Origin of the sequence: Desulfitobacterium metallireducens DSM 15288 (assembly GCF_000231405.2) — a bacterium.
Taxonomy (GTDB): Bacteria; Bacillota; Desulfitobacteriia; order Desulfitobacteriales; family Desulfitobacteriaceae; genus Desulfitobacterium_A; species Desulfitobacterium_A metallireducens.
In genome coordinates this window covers 1,580,842-1,594,494 of record NZ_CP007032.1, presented here as the reverse complement: position 1 = coordinate 1,594,494, position 13,653 = coordinate 1,580,842, and the positions used below count along the sequence as shown (strand labels likewise).

14 protein-coding genes and 1 pseudogene are annotated in these 13,653 nt (G+C 38.1%); 12 read left to right on the top strand and 3 right to left on the bottom strand.

Annotation, left to right across the window (positions count from 1 at the left end):
* Positions 1 to 86: 86 nt before the first annotated feature.
* Positions 87 to 1,544, top strand: coding sequence for a L,D-transpeptidase family protein (locus DESME_RS07670; RefSeq protein WP_006717064.1), 1,458 nt, complete (start codon positions 87 to 89; stop codon positions 1,542 to 1,544).
* 118 nt (positions 1,545 to 1,662) lie between these two features.
* Here the strand turns inward: DESME_RS07670 and DESME_RS07665 are convergent, their stop codons facing one another.
* Complete coding sequence (locus tag DESME_RS07665; protein ID WP_006717062.1) at positions 1,663 to 1,782, bottom strand: DUF4023 family protein; 120 nt, start codon at positions 1,780 to 1,782, stop codon at positions 1,663 to 1,665.
* Between the two features lie 240 nt (positions 1,783 to 2,022).
* Here DESME_RS07665 and DESME_RS07660 point away from each other — a divergent pair, with 240 nt between their 5' ends.
* Together DESME_RS07660 and DESME_RS16200 are read left to right on the top strand one after the other, a co-directional pair.
* Positions 2,023 to 2,613: a zinc dependent phospholipase C family protein gene (locus DESME_RS07660; RefSeq protein WP_006717061.1), complete on the top strand. Its 591-nt coding sequence runs from the start codon at positions 2,023 to 2,025 to the stop codon at positions 2,611 to 2,613.
* A 33-nt stretch (positions 2,614 to 2,646) separates the two neighbouring features.
* Positions 2,647 to 2,925: pseudogene (locus DESME_RS16200) on the top strand (hypothetical protein); the annotation flags it as partial.
* Here the strand turns inward: DESME_RS16200 and DESME_RS07655 are convergent.
* Entirely contained in the window at positions 2,905 to 3,324 is a 420-nt protein-coding gene (locus tag DESME_RS07655) for a hypothetical protein (protein ID WP_006717058.1), read from the bottom strand. The pseudogene DESME_RS16200 and the gene DESME_RS07655 sit on opposite strands and share 21 nt — an antisense overlap.
* 421 nt (positions 3,325 to 3,745) lie before the next feature.
* On the opposite strand from DESME_RS07655, the gene DESME_RS07650 reads away from it, so the two are divergent.
* From DESME_RS07650 to DESME_RS07610, 9 genes are all read left to right on the top strand, one after another.
* Complete coding sequence (locus DESME_RS07650; protein WP_282432829.1) at positions 3,746 to 4,291, top strand: DUF2726 domain-containing protein; 546 nt, start codon at positions 3,746 to 3,748, stop codon at positions 4,289 to 4,291.
* A gap of 153 nt (positions 4,292 to 4,444) precedes the next feature.
* Positions 4,445 to 7,579 carry a DEAD/DEAH box helicase gene (locus DESME_RS07645; RefSeq protein ID WP_006717053.1) on the top strand — a complete coding sequence of 1,045 codons (3,135 nt, stop codon included), beginning with the start codon at positions 4,445 to 4,447 and terminating at the stop codon, positions 7,577 to 7,579.
* A 154-nt stretch (positions 7,580 to 7,733) separates the two neighbouring features.
* Positions 7,734 to 8,663 carry a ParA family protein gene (locus DESME_RS07640; RefSeq protein ID WP_006717051.1) on the top strand — a complete coding sequence of 310 codons (930 nt, stop codon included), beginning with the start codon at positions 7,734 to 7,736 and terminating at the stop codon, positions 8,661 to 8,663.
* Complete coding sequence (locus DESME_RS07635) at positions 8,656 to 9,102, top strand: hypothetical protein (protein ID WP_006717049.1); 447 nt, start codon at positions 8,656 to 8,658, stop codon at positions 9,100 to 9,102. The genes DESME_RS07640 and DESME_RS07635 overlap by 8 nt, the downstream gene beginning before the upstream one ends.
* A 222-nt stretch (positions 9,103 to 9,324) precedes the next feature.
* Entirely contained in the window at positions 9,325 to 9,543 is a 219-nt protein-coding gene (locus DESME_RS07630) for a hypothetical protein (protein WP_242837433.1), read from the top strand.
* 385 nt (positions 9,544 to 9,928) lie between these two features.
* On the top strand, positions 9,929 to 10,321 hold the full coding sequence (locus DESME_RS07625; RefSeq protein WP_006717045.1) for a (deoxy)nucleoside triphosphate pyrophosphohydrolase: 393 nt from the start codon (positions 9,929 to 9,931) through the stop codon (positions 10,319 to 10,321).
* 13 nt (positions 10,322 to 10,334) lie between these two features.
* Positions 10,335 to 11,099 carry a nitroreductase family protein gene (locus DESME_RS07620; RefSeq protein ID WP_041484150.1) on the top strand — a complete coding sequence of 255 codons (765 nt, stop codon included), beginning with the start codon at positions 10,335 to 10,337 and terminating at the stop codon, positions 11,097 to 11,099.
* A gap of 31 nt (positions 11,100 to 11,130) precedes the next feature.
* Positions 11,131 to 11,553 carry a universal stress protein gene (locus DESME_RS07615; RefSeq protein WP_006717042.1) on the top strand — a complete coding sequence of 141 codons (423 nt, stop codon included), beginning with the start codon at positions 11,131 to 11,133 and terminating at the stop codon, positions 11,551 to 11,553.
* A 55-nt stretch (positions 11,554 to 11,608) separates the two neighbouring features.
* The gene (locus tag DESME_RS07610; RefSeq protein ID WP_006717040.1) at positions 11,609 to 12,382 is read left to right on the top strand and encodes a YdcF family protein; all 774 of its coding nucleotides are present in this window, start codon (positions 11,609 to 11,611) and stop codon (positions 12,380 to 12,382) included.
* Positions 12,383 to 12,419: 37 nt separating this feature from the next.
* On the opposite strand, the gene DESME_RS07605 is transcribed toward DESME_RS07610, so the two are convergent.
* Positions 12,420 to 13,487 carry a 4Fe-4S binding protein gene (locus tag DESME_RS07605; RefSeq protein WP_006717038.1) on the bottom strand — a complete coding sequence of 356 codons (1,068 nt, stop codon included), beginning with the start codon at positions 13,485 to 13,487 and terminating at the stop codon, positions 12,420 to 12,422.
* Positions 13,488 to 13,653: the final 166 nt, after the last annotated feature.

Sequence of the window (13,653 nt, the reverse complement as noted above, 5' to 3'; positions counted from 1 at the left end):
CGTTATTTGCCTTCAACATTTGTTGTAAATGAGGATGTTAATACATAGAATGCAGAGAAAACTTTATTCTACAAGGTTTAAGAGGAGTGGGGGACACGGAAGATGAATTCAAAGTAAAGCCACAGGAAGAGGAAAAGGAGAAATTAATAGAAGATCCAAAAGAAGATCCACTGCCCAATAAAAAACGCAAAAGAATTGGAGCTGGAATAGCCATTTCTCTTTGCATGCTGCTTTTTCTTTACTTCGGGATAACGAAATATTTCACAAATCATTTTTGTTTTGAATCGGAGATTAATTCTGTTGATGTAACTGGAAAAACGATAGAAGAAGCCAAAGGCCTAATCCTTCAGAAGTATTCATTAAATCTAAAAGAGCGAGAGGGTAAAACCGAACAAATCAAAGCTAGTGATGTCGGGTTAAAGTACAGTTCTGAGGAGGAATTTATAAAGTTAAAAAATAGCCAGAATCCTTTTGGCTGGGTTTTAGCAAGTTTTAAAGCTAAGAACACTAAAATGAGCGTAGAATTTTCATATGATAACGACCTCTTAAACGAACGTATCGATAGGCTCGCTTGTTTTAATAGCAGCAAATTTACGGAACCTAAAAACGCGAGCTTCAAGTATTCTGATTTTGCTTATGTGATTGTAGATGAAGTCCCTGGAAACAAAGTGGCTAAGGATGTTTTGTCTAACCTGGTAGCCAATGCCCTCAGTAAAGGGGAAACGGAGATAGACTTGGAATCGGCTGGTGCATATATAAGACCTGAGTATACTTCCAAGTCGGAAAAAACGATAGAAGCTAGAGATCTTCTGAACAAATATGTATCTGCAAAGATCGACTATACTTTTGGAGAAGCTAAAGAATCTTTGGAGGGTTCGACAATCCATCAATGGCTTGAAGTTGATCAAAATTTTGAAGTTAAACTGAATGAGAGTAAAGCGAAGGATTATATCGATGCACTTTCTAAGACCTATAATACAGTAGGTATGACAAGAAGTTTTGCAACCTCCTCGGGAACAACGATAAATATTGGCGGCGGTGATTATGGATGGTCGATCAATGTGGCTAAAGAAACCCAGAATCTAATTGCGGCCATCAAAGAAGGTCAAACCATTACAAAAGAACCTGATTACAGTCAGAAAGCCTTTTCACTTTCACATGAAAATAAGGATATCGGTAATACTTATGTCGAGATAGATCTGACCAAGCAGCATGTATGGTTTTATAAAGATGGCTCGCTCATCGTTCAGGGAAATGTCGTCACAGGCAATTTGGGAACCGGCCATGCAACACCTCAAGGTGTTTACAGATTAAAATATAAGCAGAGTAACACAGTCTTAAAAGGATCTGATTATGCTGTCCCGGTTACCTTCTGGATGCCCTTTAATGGAGGAATTGGGTTGCATGATGCAAGCTGGAGGAGCGAGTTTGGAGGAAGAATTTATGAGACAAACGGGTCTCATGGTTGCGTGAATATGCCTTCCAATGTAGCCAAGACGATATTTGATAATATTGATGTAAATACGCCTATTATTTGCAACTAATGGATTGATGTAAAAATGAAGAAAAGAGGAATCACGGGGCTTGGGGCTTGAAACACATCTATAGGAAAATGACATGCGAGAGCTTTAATGCTTCGCATGTCATTTTATAGTTTGAAAGTTATTTATTCGTACTATGTTGTTTATTGGGTAAATTTCTATCCGGATTTCCATGACCTTGATGTTTTCTATTCTCTTCTGCTTTTTTCTTGTCTTCATTAAATTTCTCTACAAAATCCATACCTTAACCCCCTTGTCTATTAAATCTCCTATTACTTTAACCATTAAAACTTATAAACATTCTTCAGTGAAGTGCATTCAATTTATAGCGCGGATCCTTTGTCCGCCCTTTTCAGAAATAATTCAGCTTAGTTTCAGCGAGCCTTCATTTTCATAGCGTATATTTAAGTCAGTGTATTCTTATTGCTTTTATGCCTTCTATATTATAGAGAAAATAGGCTGTGAAAAAGGGAAGTAAAAAATGTTTATGACCACACATAAAATCGTTGCGCAACAAACCCTCGCGCAGCTCAGTCGTAGCAATTATCCTTTAGATAAAAGGTGTTTTATCTGGGGAAATATGATCCCTGATATTGCTCCAAACTTAATAGCCAAACCCCATTATCTGAATGAAAGTCTAAATTATATAGTCAAGAGCACATTGTCTTTGTGTTGTCTTCCAGCTTCTATTTTAGATATCCCAATGAAACGTAGATATGTAAGCGCACAAATCGGTATTATCTGCCACTTTCTATCTGATTTCTTCACGCTTCCTCATAGTCAACGTTTGAAATTAGATTCAATCTCTGCCACCTCAAAGCATCTAAAATATGAAACTCTTCTTCAACATAAGGCTTCGCAAGGGTCATTTTCACAGCTCAACTTATCTGAGGAAAACATCTCCTCTTTCGTTATGCAATTGCAGGCTCAATATCAACTCCGAGAAGATTACATGAATGATTTAAGGTATTCAGTTAAAATTTCATCGATTATCTCTGCACTTATTGTTCAAACCATTCAAGAAAATGCTCCATTAAATTCCTATGAGAAGGTAGAGGCTGCCATATTATAAAGATAATACGAAGGTAATTACTACGACGGCGTCGAAATCCACGGGGCCAATCGTAATTTGATTCAGCAGTTTTTCTCGCCACACCCCAATCGGCGTGAAGATCGTTATGGCGCAACCTGGAAGAATAATCGCTTAATGAGTAAAGAGACCTTGACGGGTCTCTTTTGTCGTGTATCCATTCTTATGAAAAGTCGTGATGCAGCTTGTTCTGAAGTTATAAAAACGCAGCTAAACTCGCTTAAAGCGGGCATAGCTGCATTTTCAATTTTGCATATTCTTATAGTTTCTCAGCTAAATCTGATTTTCCGGTGATTGTTCGTTTTCATTAGTAGTAGCTTGACTCATATCTTCAACCGCTTCCACGTGTTCAGGAGTATCAATACACAAAGAGGTAGTTTCATCCTTAGTCAATATTTTTAAGCCTTCAGATACTTTTCGGTTGATTATACCCACACCAATTAAGAGGAAAGCAATGCCACCATAAACAGCAACTGGCTCAAATACTCCTGGAAGGAGTTGATTAGGGATCAATTGACTAAGAACTTCAGAAGAAGGATAGCCTTGATCTACATATTGAGCAACAACGTTTTTGAATAATAAAATATTATTAACCAAGAACGCAATTGCAATAAGAGCTACTACAGTGCCAGCTGTATATAGGACAATTGAACTGATAGGCTGTTTGAAATTTCCATTTCTTTTGAATTTCATTTGAATTTGTTCCTTTCTCTAAAACGGATTGTATTTAAAATTAGGTTTACTGTTATTTTACTCACAGAAGCTGAAAGTTACCTGAAGGTTATCTGAAAGTTTGTTGAGGGTTAGCTAGCCTTTGCTTTACTTAAAGCGTTTATTAAAAAGTTTATAGGAGAAAGCAAAAGGCTTAGGAATGCATCTTAACGCATTCCTAAGCCTTTTGTGTATAAAAAAATGAAAGATTGGTAGGGTTTAGGAAAATAATGTAGAATTTAGTATAAAATATTAAAGAGTGAGGAGTTTTGTTAATGGAATTTTTTTTAGGAGTTATAATCGTGGCCTTCATCATTTTCTTCGTCATCGCCAAATTTATGAAGAAAGGTGAGGATGCAACTAAGGTTATCAAAGAGAGAAGCTTCCTTATAAGGTCACGGATATCTTTTTAACGGATCTCGAGAAATCTTTTTATCACGTTTTGCGGCAATGTGTTGGGAATAAAGCAGTCATATGTCCCAAAGTAGGCTTGAAGGATATTTTCTTTATCGATAAGGGTGTTGGTAAAGACTACATGAAGTATTTTGGTAAAATTGCGCAAAAACATGTTGACTTTCTTCTGTGTGACCCAGATTCAATGGAGCCATTATGCGGAATCGAACTAGATGATATCAGCCATACAAACAAGAAAGCTTATAAGCGGGACATATTTGTTGAAAAGGTATATAATGATGCAAATTTAGAGCTTATCCGAATTTCATCAAAGTCCGGGTATACTTTAAGCGAAGTGGAAACAGCTTTAACAGGAGTTTTCGATAAATCAAAAAAGATATTTACCATTCAAAATAATACTGAGATAGTTTTGTGTCCCAAATGTAGTATGCCTATGGTTATTCGTAAAGCAAGTAAGGGACAAAATGCTGGGAAGGAATTTTATGGTTGTCCTAATTTTCCGAAATGTAAGGAAATAATTAATATCGATTGTTAGTGCCTCGAGATTTTATACCAAATCATGAGGAGGAATTTAAGTTTTTCGCTTGCTACTTCTATGTGTCGGCAAAATGATGCTACTAATAGAAGAAACCATGCCCCATATCCTTCTTCAGACTTGAGGCATGGTAGGAAGAATGGGTGGTATTAAATGCTACAGTCAGGGCTGTACGAACAAATTATTAGTAAATTTTTAAAAACTCAGCTTGATCAGCAATCGGACAAGTTCATAAAAACTGCGCTCCTTGAGGAAGAAGAATCACCAAGAATGATTGCTAAATACCTGTCAGAAGTCATCGAAAATGGATTACATAATGTGAAAGATCATGGCAAGGATTTACAGGCCCAGCTTAGCCTTGCTAATAAGCTGATCGACACCCTTGTCCAGACCGTAGGTGAAAAGAGTTTATTAGAACATTCTATAGACGAAGCGGGAGAGATGTTGCTTGCCTTACTCGATAAAAAGAATAAAATTTATGCGATTAATGACAAGGCAGAAATCCAACGTCCTGTTACTTCCCTTGCTGAAAGTTCTTTATTTACAGGAGCGGGATATGAACCCAGTATGTTTACGGAACTCAAAAGAGAAATAGTGTCCTGTGACCGGATCGATATGCTTGTTTCTTTTATTAAATGGAGCGGTCTACGTTTAATTATTGATGAGCTAAGATCTTTTACTGAAGCCGGTGGCAAACTCCGTGTGATCACTACTTCCTATTTGGGCGCCACTGATTTGAAGGCTATTGAAGAACTAAGGGAATTGCCAAATACGGAGATAAAGATATCGTATGATACGAAAAGAACACGACTTCATGCCAAGGCCTACGTGTTTTATCGTAATACGGGGTTTATTACGGCTTATATAGGCTCCTCCAATCTTTCGAATTCAGCTCTTTCCAGTGGACTAGAATGGAACGTTAAAGCTACTGCCAAGGATTTGCCGGATATCATTCAGAAGATTGAAGCGACCTTTGAAAGTTATTGGTATGCAAAAGAATTTGAAGTTTATACTTCCGCTGAAATAGAAAGATTAGCCCAAGCCTTAAAGAAAGAAAAATACCTCGGAAAAGAAGAAGGGATTCCTTACCTTTTCGATCTTACGCCCTTTTCTTATCAACAAGAAATATTAGACCGACTGAATGTAGAGAGAAAGGTTAAAGGATATTATCGGAACCTTATCGTGGCTGCTACAGGTACTGGGAAAACAGTCATCTCTGCTTTTGATTATTTACGCTATCGGAAGGAGAACAAAGAAAAACCTTGCCGGCTCCTTTTTGTTGCACACCGAGAAGAAATCTTAAAGCAAAGTCTAGCTTGTTTTCGCGGGGTTTTGAAAGATGCTAATTTTGGTGAGCTCTATGTAGGAAATTATAAGCCAGAAAGCATCGAACATTTATTCATTTCCATTCAGACTTTTAATTCCTGTGAACTGGATCAAAGCACGTCACCCGATTTTTATGATTTTATCATTGTGGACGAATTCCATCATGCTGCGGCACCAACCTACCAAAAGTTACTCACCTACTATATGCCGAAGATTTTACTGGGCCTTACGGCAACCCCAGAACGTATGGATGGCAAAAGCATTCTAAAATTTTTTGATCAGAGGATTGCAGCAGAGATTCGTTTACCTGAAGCCATCGGCCGGAAGCTTCTCAGCCCTTTTCAGTACTTTGGAGTTACAGACCAGGTAGACCTCAATAGTTTGAAATGGTCACGTGGAGGATATGACAAAAGTGAACTTTCCAAGGTTTATACGGAAAACGACTTACGCGTGAGTACCATTGTAAAGGCTATTCGTAAGTATACGACGGACTTGGCGGAGATTAAGGGCTTGGGGTTCTGTGTTTGCAAAGAGCACGCTGAATACATGGCACGCTCTTTTAATCGATTTGGGATCTTATCTATGTTTTTGATTTCGGATTCTAGTGATGAAGACAGAAATTCAGCCAAGAAAAGGCTCGTTGACGGCGAGATTCGGTTTATCTTTGTTGTGGATTTGTATAATGAGGGTGTGGATATTCCTGAAGTGAATACAATCTTGTTTTTGCGTCCTACGGAAAGTTTAACGGTATTCTTGCAACAGCTGGGGCGTGGACTGAGGTTAGCTGAAGATAAAGAATGCTTAACAGTTCTCGATTTTATAGGACAGGCCAATAAAAAATATGATTTTGAAGATAAGTTCACAGCTCTATTAAACAATACTAAGAGTGTTCAGAGAGAGATTAAGGAAGGTTTTACTTCTTTGCCTAAAGGCTGTTATATTCAGCTAGAACGCAAGGCCAAGGACTATATTTTGGATAATATTCGAAGTTCCTATAGCAACAAAACTGGTTTAATTGCTAGGATTGCCAACTTTACCGAAGATACAGGACTAAAACTAAATCTCCCTAATTTTTTAGGGTATTATCATCTTGAAATGAAGATGATCTATAAGGCTAAAGTAAGTTTTTCTAGATATTGTGTTTTATCTCATGTTATAACTGACTTTGATGAACCTTTAGAGACTATAGTCACCAAAGCCTTGGGGCGTATCAGTGCTATTGATTCTAGAAGATGGATTAGTTTTCTGCTTGAAGTTTTATCTCAGTCCTACCAAGTGAAGATTGAAAGCTTAAGTGAATCAGATACTCGGATGCTCCAAATGTTTCATTTTACGATTTGGCAAAAAACGCTCGTAGAGTGCGGTTTTTCTTCGCTTGAAGAAAGTCTTTCACAGCTCAGAAATTCTCCTGTGATGCTGGCTGAAATAATTGAAGTTCTACGATACAATTATGATCATATCGATTTAATGGATGAACAAGTTGATTTGGGTTTTGACTCTCCTCTAGATTTACACTGTACGTATACCAGAGATCAAATTCTCGTAGCGATGGATTTTATGAAACCAGCCACCGTACGTGAGGGTGTAAAATTTTTGCCAGAGAAGAAGATCGATGTATTTTTCATAACCCTGAACAAATCCGATAAAGATTATTCCCCGAGTACCATGTATCAAGATTATTCCATCAACGAAAGGTTGTTTCATTGGCAAAGTCAAAGTACCACATCTGCTGATTCTACAACAGGTCAGCGTTATATTAACCATAAAGTTTTAGGAAGTAAGGTCTTGTTATTTGTGAGGGAATATAAAAACGATCAGATAGGGACAGCGCCGTATACCTTTCTTGGATTAGCTGATTATGTACAACATGAAGGCAGCCGACCGATGAATATCACGTGGCGGCTGCATAGGCCTATCCCAGCAAAGTACTCAAAGATAACGAATAAGCTGATCGTAGGATAAGTAAAAGCAATAAGACGTTTCTCATATAGTTTTGTTGTATAATCTATTATAATATATAGCTGGAATACATAAAAAACACTTAATAACAGAAACATCAACCTATCCCTCCCTTCATATCTTGTAAAGATTGACAAGATATGAAGGGAGTTTTTTTATGCCTATTGTATCTGTAATTAACTATAAAGGGGGAGTTGGCAAAACCACTCTTACAGCAAATATTGGAGCAGAGTTGGCGTACCGGGGAAAAAAAGTTCTGCTAATTGATCTTGACCCCCAATCGAATCTAACCTTTTCATTTATTCCTGTTGATGATCCCTCTTATCAAGAGGGAGGTACGATTAAAACCTGGTTCGATGCCTTTATTGATAGAGAAGAGATTATTGGACTCGGAGATTTGATTGTAAGACCCAGAACCATAGGCCGGACCCTTAGTGGAACCTTAGATCTAATTTGCTCTCATCTAGGTTTAATTAATGTCGATCTTGAATTTGCTGTCAAGTTAGGTGGGGCTTCGCAACGCCAACAAAGGAATAACTTTATCAAGGTTTATTCGCTCCTGCAAAAGGGGCTGCAGACTCTTTTGGCGGAAGGACATACAAAGTATGATATTGTTTTAATTGATTGCCCTCCAAACTTTAATATTGTCACAAGAAATGCTCTTGTAGCCAGTGACTTTTACCTGGTTCCAGCGAAACCCGATTATCTATCAACTTTGGGAATTGAGCAACTCAATAAACACGTAGAGGATCTCGTTAGCGAATACAATTCGTATATTGAAAAAGATCCTGAGGGGTATTCAACCATTGCGCCGGAATTACTAGGCATTGTTTTTACCATGATTGGGCTGAGAAACGGACAACCCATTTCTGCTCAGGAACATTACATATCAAACATTAGGAGAGTTGGGCTACCTATTTTTGATACGAAAATTCGAGAGAATAAAACGATCTACGCGGATGCTCCTCAATATGGCGTACCCGTCGTTGTACAGCGAAATTCTGGGGAGACTTATGTAAATATCCGTAAGGAACTCCAGGACTTAACACAAGAGTTTTGTGGAAAGGTTGTTTTATATAATGGTTAAAAGTAGAAAAGACGTGCTCATCCTCTTAAAAGTGCTCGAAGATATGCTTGAGAATTTGGGAGCTACCGAATATCAAGGATTAATTGCAGGTGAAGGATATCTTGTCTATGAACCGAAAAAGAATTTATATCTAAGTCAAGGAAAGTCTGAAAGTATGCTCAAAGAAAAGGGGGACTCTAGTCAACACGAGATTTCAGTAGAAGAATTCATTCCAAAATTATTAGCTGCTAAAACAAAAGAAGAAGCGCAGCTAATAATCCCACAAAGACTAAAGAAAGCAATTCTCTTGGAAATCGCTTCTGTTCTATCTGTTCACGTACAAAAAAACGATACAAAGGAAATAATTAGTTATAAAATAATCGAGTCGATTGTCGGAACTAAGCTTAGATCTAAAGCTATTAAGGATACCGAGTTACGTAAAAAACGTATGGATTTTTGATAATGTTATGATGAGGAGATTAAAGCATATCTTCATTCAAGAAATGATCTTTTTTTGACTAATAAATAGATATCTCTATAAATACAAATGATACTTTTATAATCTGCCTCATACTACGATCATTGCAGGATTACCAGAAATCATATAGAAATTTAATGGTGTAATGCAGTTAACCATTCCCTCAAGAAAAATGTCTTGAATTGCAAAATATATTTGAAAAGGGTGAGCCGTTTGTCAAAGCTATACGCTGTTTACACTTTAGCTGAAACCATTGAGCGATTTTTGGGTCAAGCCTATTTAACCGAAAAGGACCTGCAGGCCATTGAACAAAGTTTTGAAGATCAGCTTCAATCGGAATATCTTATTACGCTTACGGACGGAGATGTAGTTAACATCAATATTATTGATTCAATCGAAGAGATTAATGCCGACGAGGACTAATCAATTTGGTTAATAATTCATCAACAAACTCCTCCGATCTATTAAGTTTAGTATGAACGAAAACGAATTTTGGAATACTGAAGTTAAACTAATACTGGGAGGGATTTAAGATGGGAGATCAAAGTAAAAAGACCAAAAAAGAAAATAAAAAGTCCGAGAAGAAAGTGAATTCCCCACAACCATAAAGAGAGTAAGAGACACGCTTTTTACTATCTTTACAAACGAAAATACCCTCTGTTAGTAGACTAAACAATCTGCTTGCAGAGGGCATTTTTATCTTGCTCAGGTGATATTTCTTGATTCACAAGTATTGTTATTCACAACATGAATATGTTAGCATTACATTAAGGGAAGCTTAAGAAGAGGCTGTCAAGAAGGAGATCATATGATAGAAGTTAGTGCAGCAATAATCAAAAAAGGCGAAACCTTTCTTATTGCGCAAAGAGGTCGAAATAAAGCGCAAGGTTTAATGTGGGAATTTCCAGGTGGAAAACTTGAAGCTGACGAAACGCCCGAAGAAAGTCTTGTCCGAGAAATAAAAGAAGAACTCAATATCGAGATTGAGGTTGGAGCGAAGTTTGGCGAAAACATCTATGATTATCCATCTGGTAAGATCAAGTTAATTGCATTTTCTGCGCAATGGATATCAGGTGATCTTAAATTAGTCGAACATGAAAGGGTAAAATGGGTTAAAGCCAGTGAGTTACAATCGTTTGAATTTGCACCTGCAGATATTCATTTTGTCGAAAAGTTAGGGAAGCATGATAAATTTTTCTAGAGTGGGTGATGATATGTTTGAAATTATAATTGATCCTGATCAGTGTATAGGCTGTGAACTTTGTGTCAACGATTGTTTAACTCATGACCTTGAGCTGATTAATAATAAAGCGGTACCTCTTCATCAATATTGTTTTAAATGCGGACATTGTATTGCGATTTGTCCGCAGCAGGCGGTTAGTGTTGAAAACTATGACATGAGTGAAATTAAGGACTTTGAGGAGAGTACTTTTACCATTGAACCGGAAACCTTTTTGAATGTGGTGAAATTTCGACGTTCGGTTCGCCATTATCTGGATAAGGAGGTGAAACGGGAAAAAATTGAAAAGATCATCGAAGCCGGTCGCTATACGGAAACGGCTTCGAACAGCCAAGGGGTTTCTTATATCGTCGTTCAGAAAGAGATTCCTAAGTTAAGAGAACAAGCCACAAAGCAGCTGAGAACGCTAATTGAATCGGGTTACAATTCATCAGGTCTGAATTTGGATGAGGGGGATTTTCTCTTTCGAAATGCCCCAGTGCTTATTTTAACCGTTTCTAAAAGCAAAGTGGATGCTGGATTGGCCGCCTCGAATATGGAGATCATGGCAGTTACGCAAGGGTTAGGGGCTTTCTTTATCGGTTTTTTTGTTAGAATTGCCAATCAGGATCAGGAGATCAAAGCGATTCTGGAAATGAAACCTGGGGAAGAAATCATCACCTGCATGGCGGTAGGGTATCCGAAGATAAAATACTATCGAACTGTACCTCGTAAAAAGGCGAAGATTCGTTGGAAATAATACCTTAAAATAGCGAAAGGGGTGTTTGACCATGACAAAGATATTAGTACCCGTTGATGGATCTGCTGGCTCCGATAAGGCACTGCGTTTTGCACTTTCTCTTTCAGAAGGAAAGGATAATGAAATTATCCTAATAAACGTTCAACCCAGCTATGATACACCCAATGTAAAGCGCTTTTTTAGTCAAGAACAAATTCGTTCTTATCAAGATGAATTAAGCAAACAGGTATTAGATCACACACTCGAGATTACAAAAGGTTTTTCTACTCCAGTTCGCACAGTTCTTAGACTCGGAATACCTGGTAATGAGATCTGTAAGGAAGCAATGGATAGCTCTGTCAATTTCATCGTGATGGGTTATCGAGGACTAGGGGCTATCAAAAGGGTAATTCTGGGGAGCGTAGCAACCCACGTGCTCCATGAGACACCTTGTCCGGTAACGATTGTTCCCTAATTCGGTAGTGCTTTACAAAAATCGCTGCCTTTTATCAAAAGGGGGGCTAAATAGATTGACTAATAACCCAGTCTCTTGGATTTATATCGTGTTAGGATTAGCAGGAATTCTCGACACGATATTCGTTACTGGTCTTAATGGGGGGCTAAATTTAGGAACCATTCTGCCAGGAATCCTTGGAATAGCGGTGGTTCTTTGGGTCGTGTCGCGGAACTATCTAAAGCACCATTTTCTTAAGAACCACTTTCCGAAGCTACGTCTCTTGTTTCGGATAGGTATCTCCGTGTTCCTTGCTTCATTTATGCTTATCGAGAGTTTGCTTCTGTATAATACCAAGGATTCAGTACCCAGTCAGGTCGATTATCTCATCATTCTTGGCGCTGGCCTGAATGGGGATCAACTCTCTTGGACACTTTGGGAGCGGGTCGATAAAGGTTTAAGGATTTTACAGGATAATAAGGAAATGAAAGTGGTTGTCTCTGGTGGGCAGGGACAAGGAGAATGGATCACTGAAGCTGAGGCGATGCAGCGATATCTGATTAAACAGGGTATCGCTAAAGAACGAATTCTAAAGGAAGAAAAGTCGACGAGCACGATGGAGAATTTCCGCTATTCACGAGTACTTCTCGATCAACAGACGGATTATGACCCTAATGAACCTGTCCCGGTCATTACAAATGACTTCCATATGCTCCGTTCAAAGCTTTTGGCAAGACGCAATGGTATAAACCCAGTCGGTGTTCCATCACCAACACCCTGGTATTTAAGGCCAAATGTCTACTTGCGGGAGTATTTTGCGTTAGTGAAGTCCTTTGTATTTGATCGGTAGGGTATATGCTGCTTTATAATGCCTCATAGAGAGTTGCTCAATTGTGCGAAATCTTCTTTAAAAACGTCGTTGAATAGGATAGATTTCTTGTAGGGCAAGCATCGACACAATGGCCACAGCCTACACACCGGCTTGAGGTGACAGGGTCACCATTTTTTGCATTAATTTTTATATCGATGGACATGGGACATGCTGTATTACATTGAGTACACTGAAGGCAATTTGCATTATTAGTGATGATTTTTTGGCCAGCTACTTTTCCTAACAAACTTAACATTGTACCTAAGGGACAGTAATAGCAATACCCTCTGCCTGTAAAAGCGATCCAGAAAAACATTGCGGTTAAAAGCTCTGAACTCAAGTATTTATAGTTCTCGATCTTGCTCATGAGATGAATATCGCCAGGTAAGGAAATACCCCCTAAAAGAAGTAGCCAATAGAAAGTGAAAAATAGGGCAATTACTAAAAAAATCCAACGGAGAATGGAGAAAAAGTTGAGCGCTTTAGACTTCATTTTTTTAGCTTTTCCCACTAAAGGGAAAGCTGGAGCAAATACTTCTGAGATAAACCCGTTAAAAAGACAAAGCGTAGAACATTGCCAACGTCTACCAAAGAGAAGGGTTCCCACAATGACCAAGGCGCTGATACACACATAGAAAATCAAAGCAAAGGTAATACCCGATAAACCCCACACGGGGAAACGGCTTAAGTAAAAAGAGGATTCTGAATTGAGGAGTTGTAAAGGCGTAGTTGTCCAAGGTAAAGGCATTGCAAAAAAATACAACTCTCCATTATGTAAAAGCAAAGGAGCTACAATATGGACAACAAGGGCGGCTATAATAAAACCCATTAGATTCATTTTTCTTAGAGTAGTTCTTTGCGAGGAACCAATAATCCTCAGGGTAAGTATACTGCCGATGAATATAAAAAGGGTTTTTATCCAGTTTTCATAGAATTCCCAGATCCAACGGATAAGGGCTGAAACAGAAGCCGGGGCCTTACTGGCATAGCCATAATTCAAGCCAGCAATGATGACACACATGATAATATAAACCCAGAGAATTGTTTTAAGTAGGGGTAATTCAAATGTATTTTTACTCTTCATCGTTTCACCTCGATATAAAGTATATGTGTATTATACTATGATGATCATCTCCTATAATAAAAGGTTTTGGGGAAAACGAGGCAAGATGGTGGAAAAATGGTATAATTAAGTAGAAATTTCCTAAATTCTCTTGGTTTATTGTTAAGAAATGAAGGTAAATTATAAG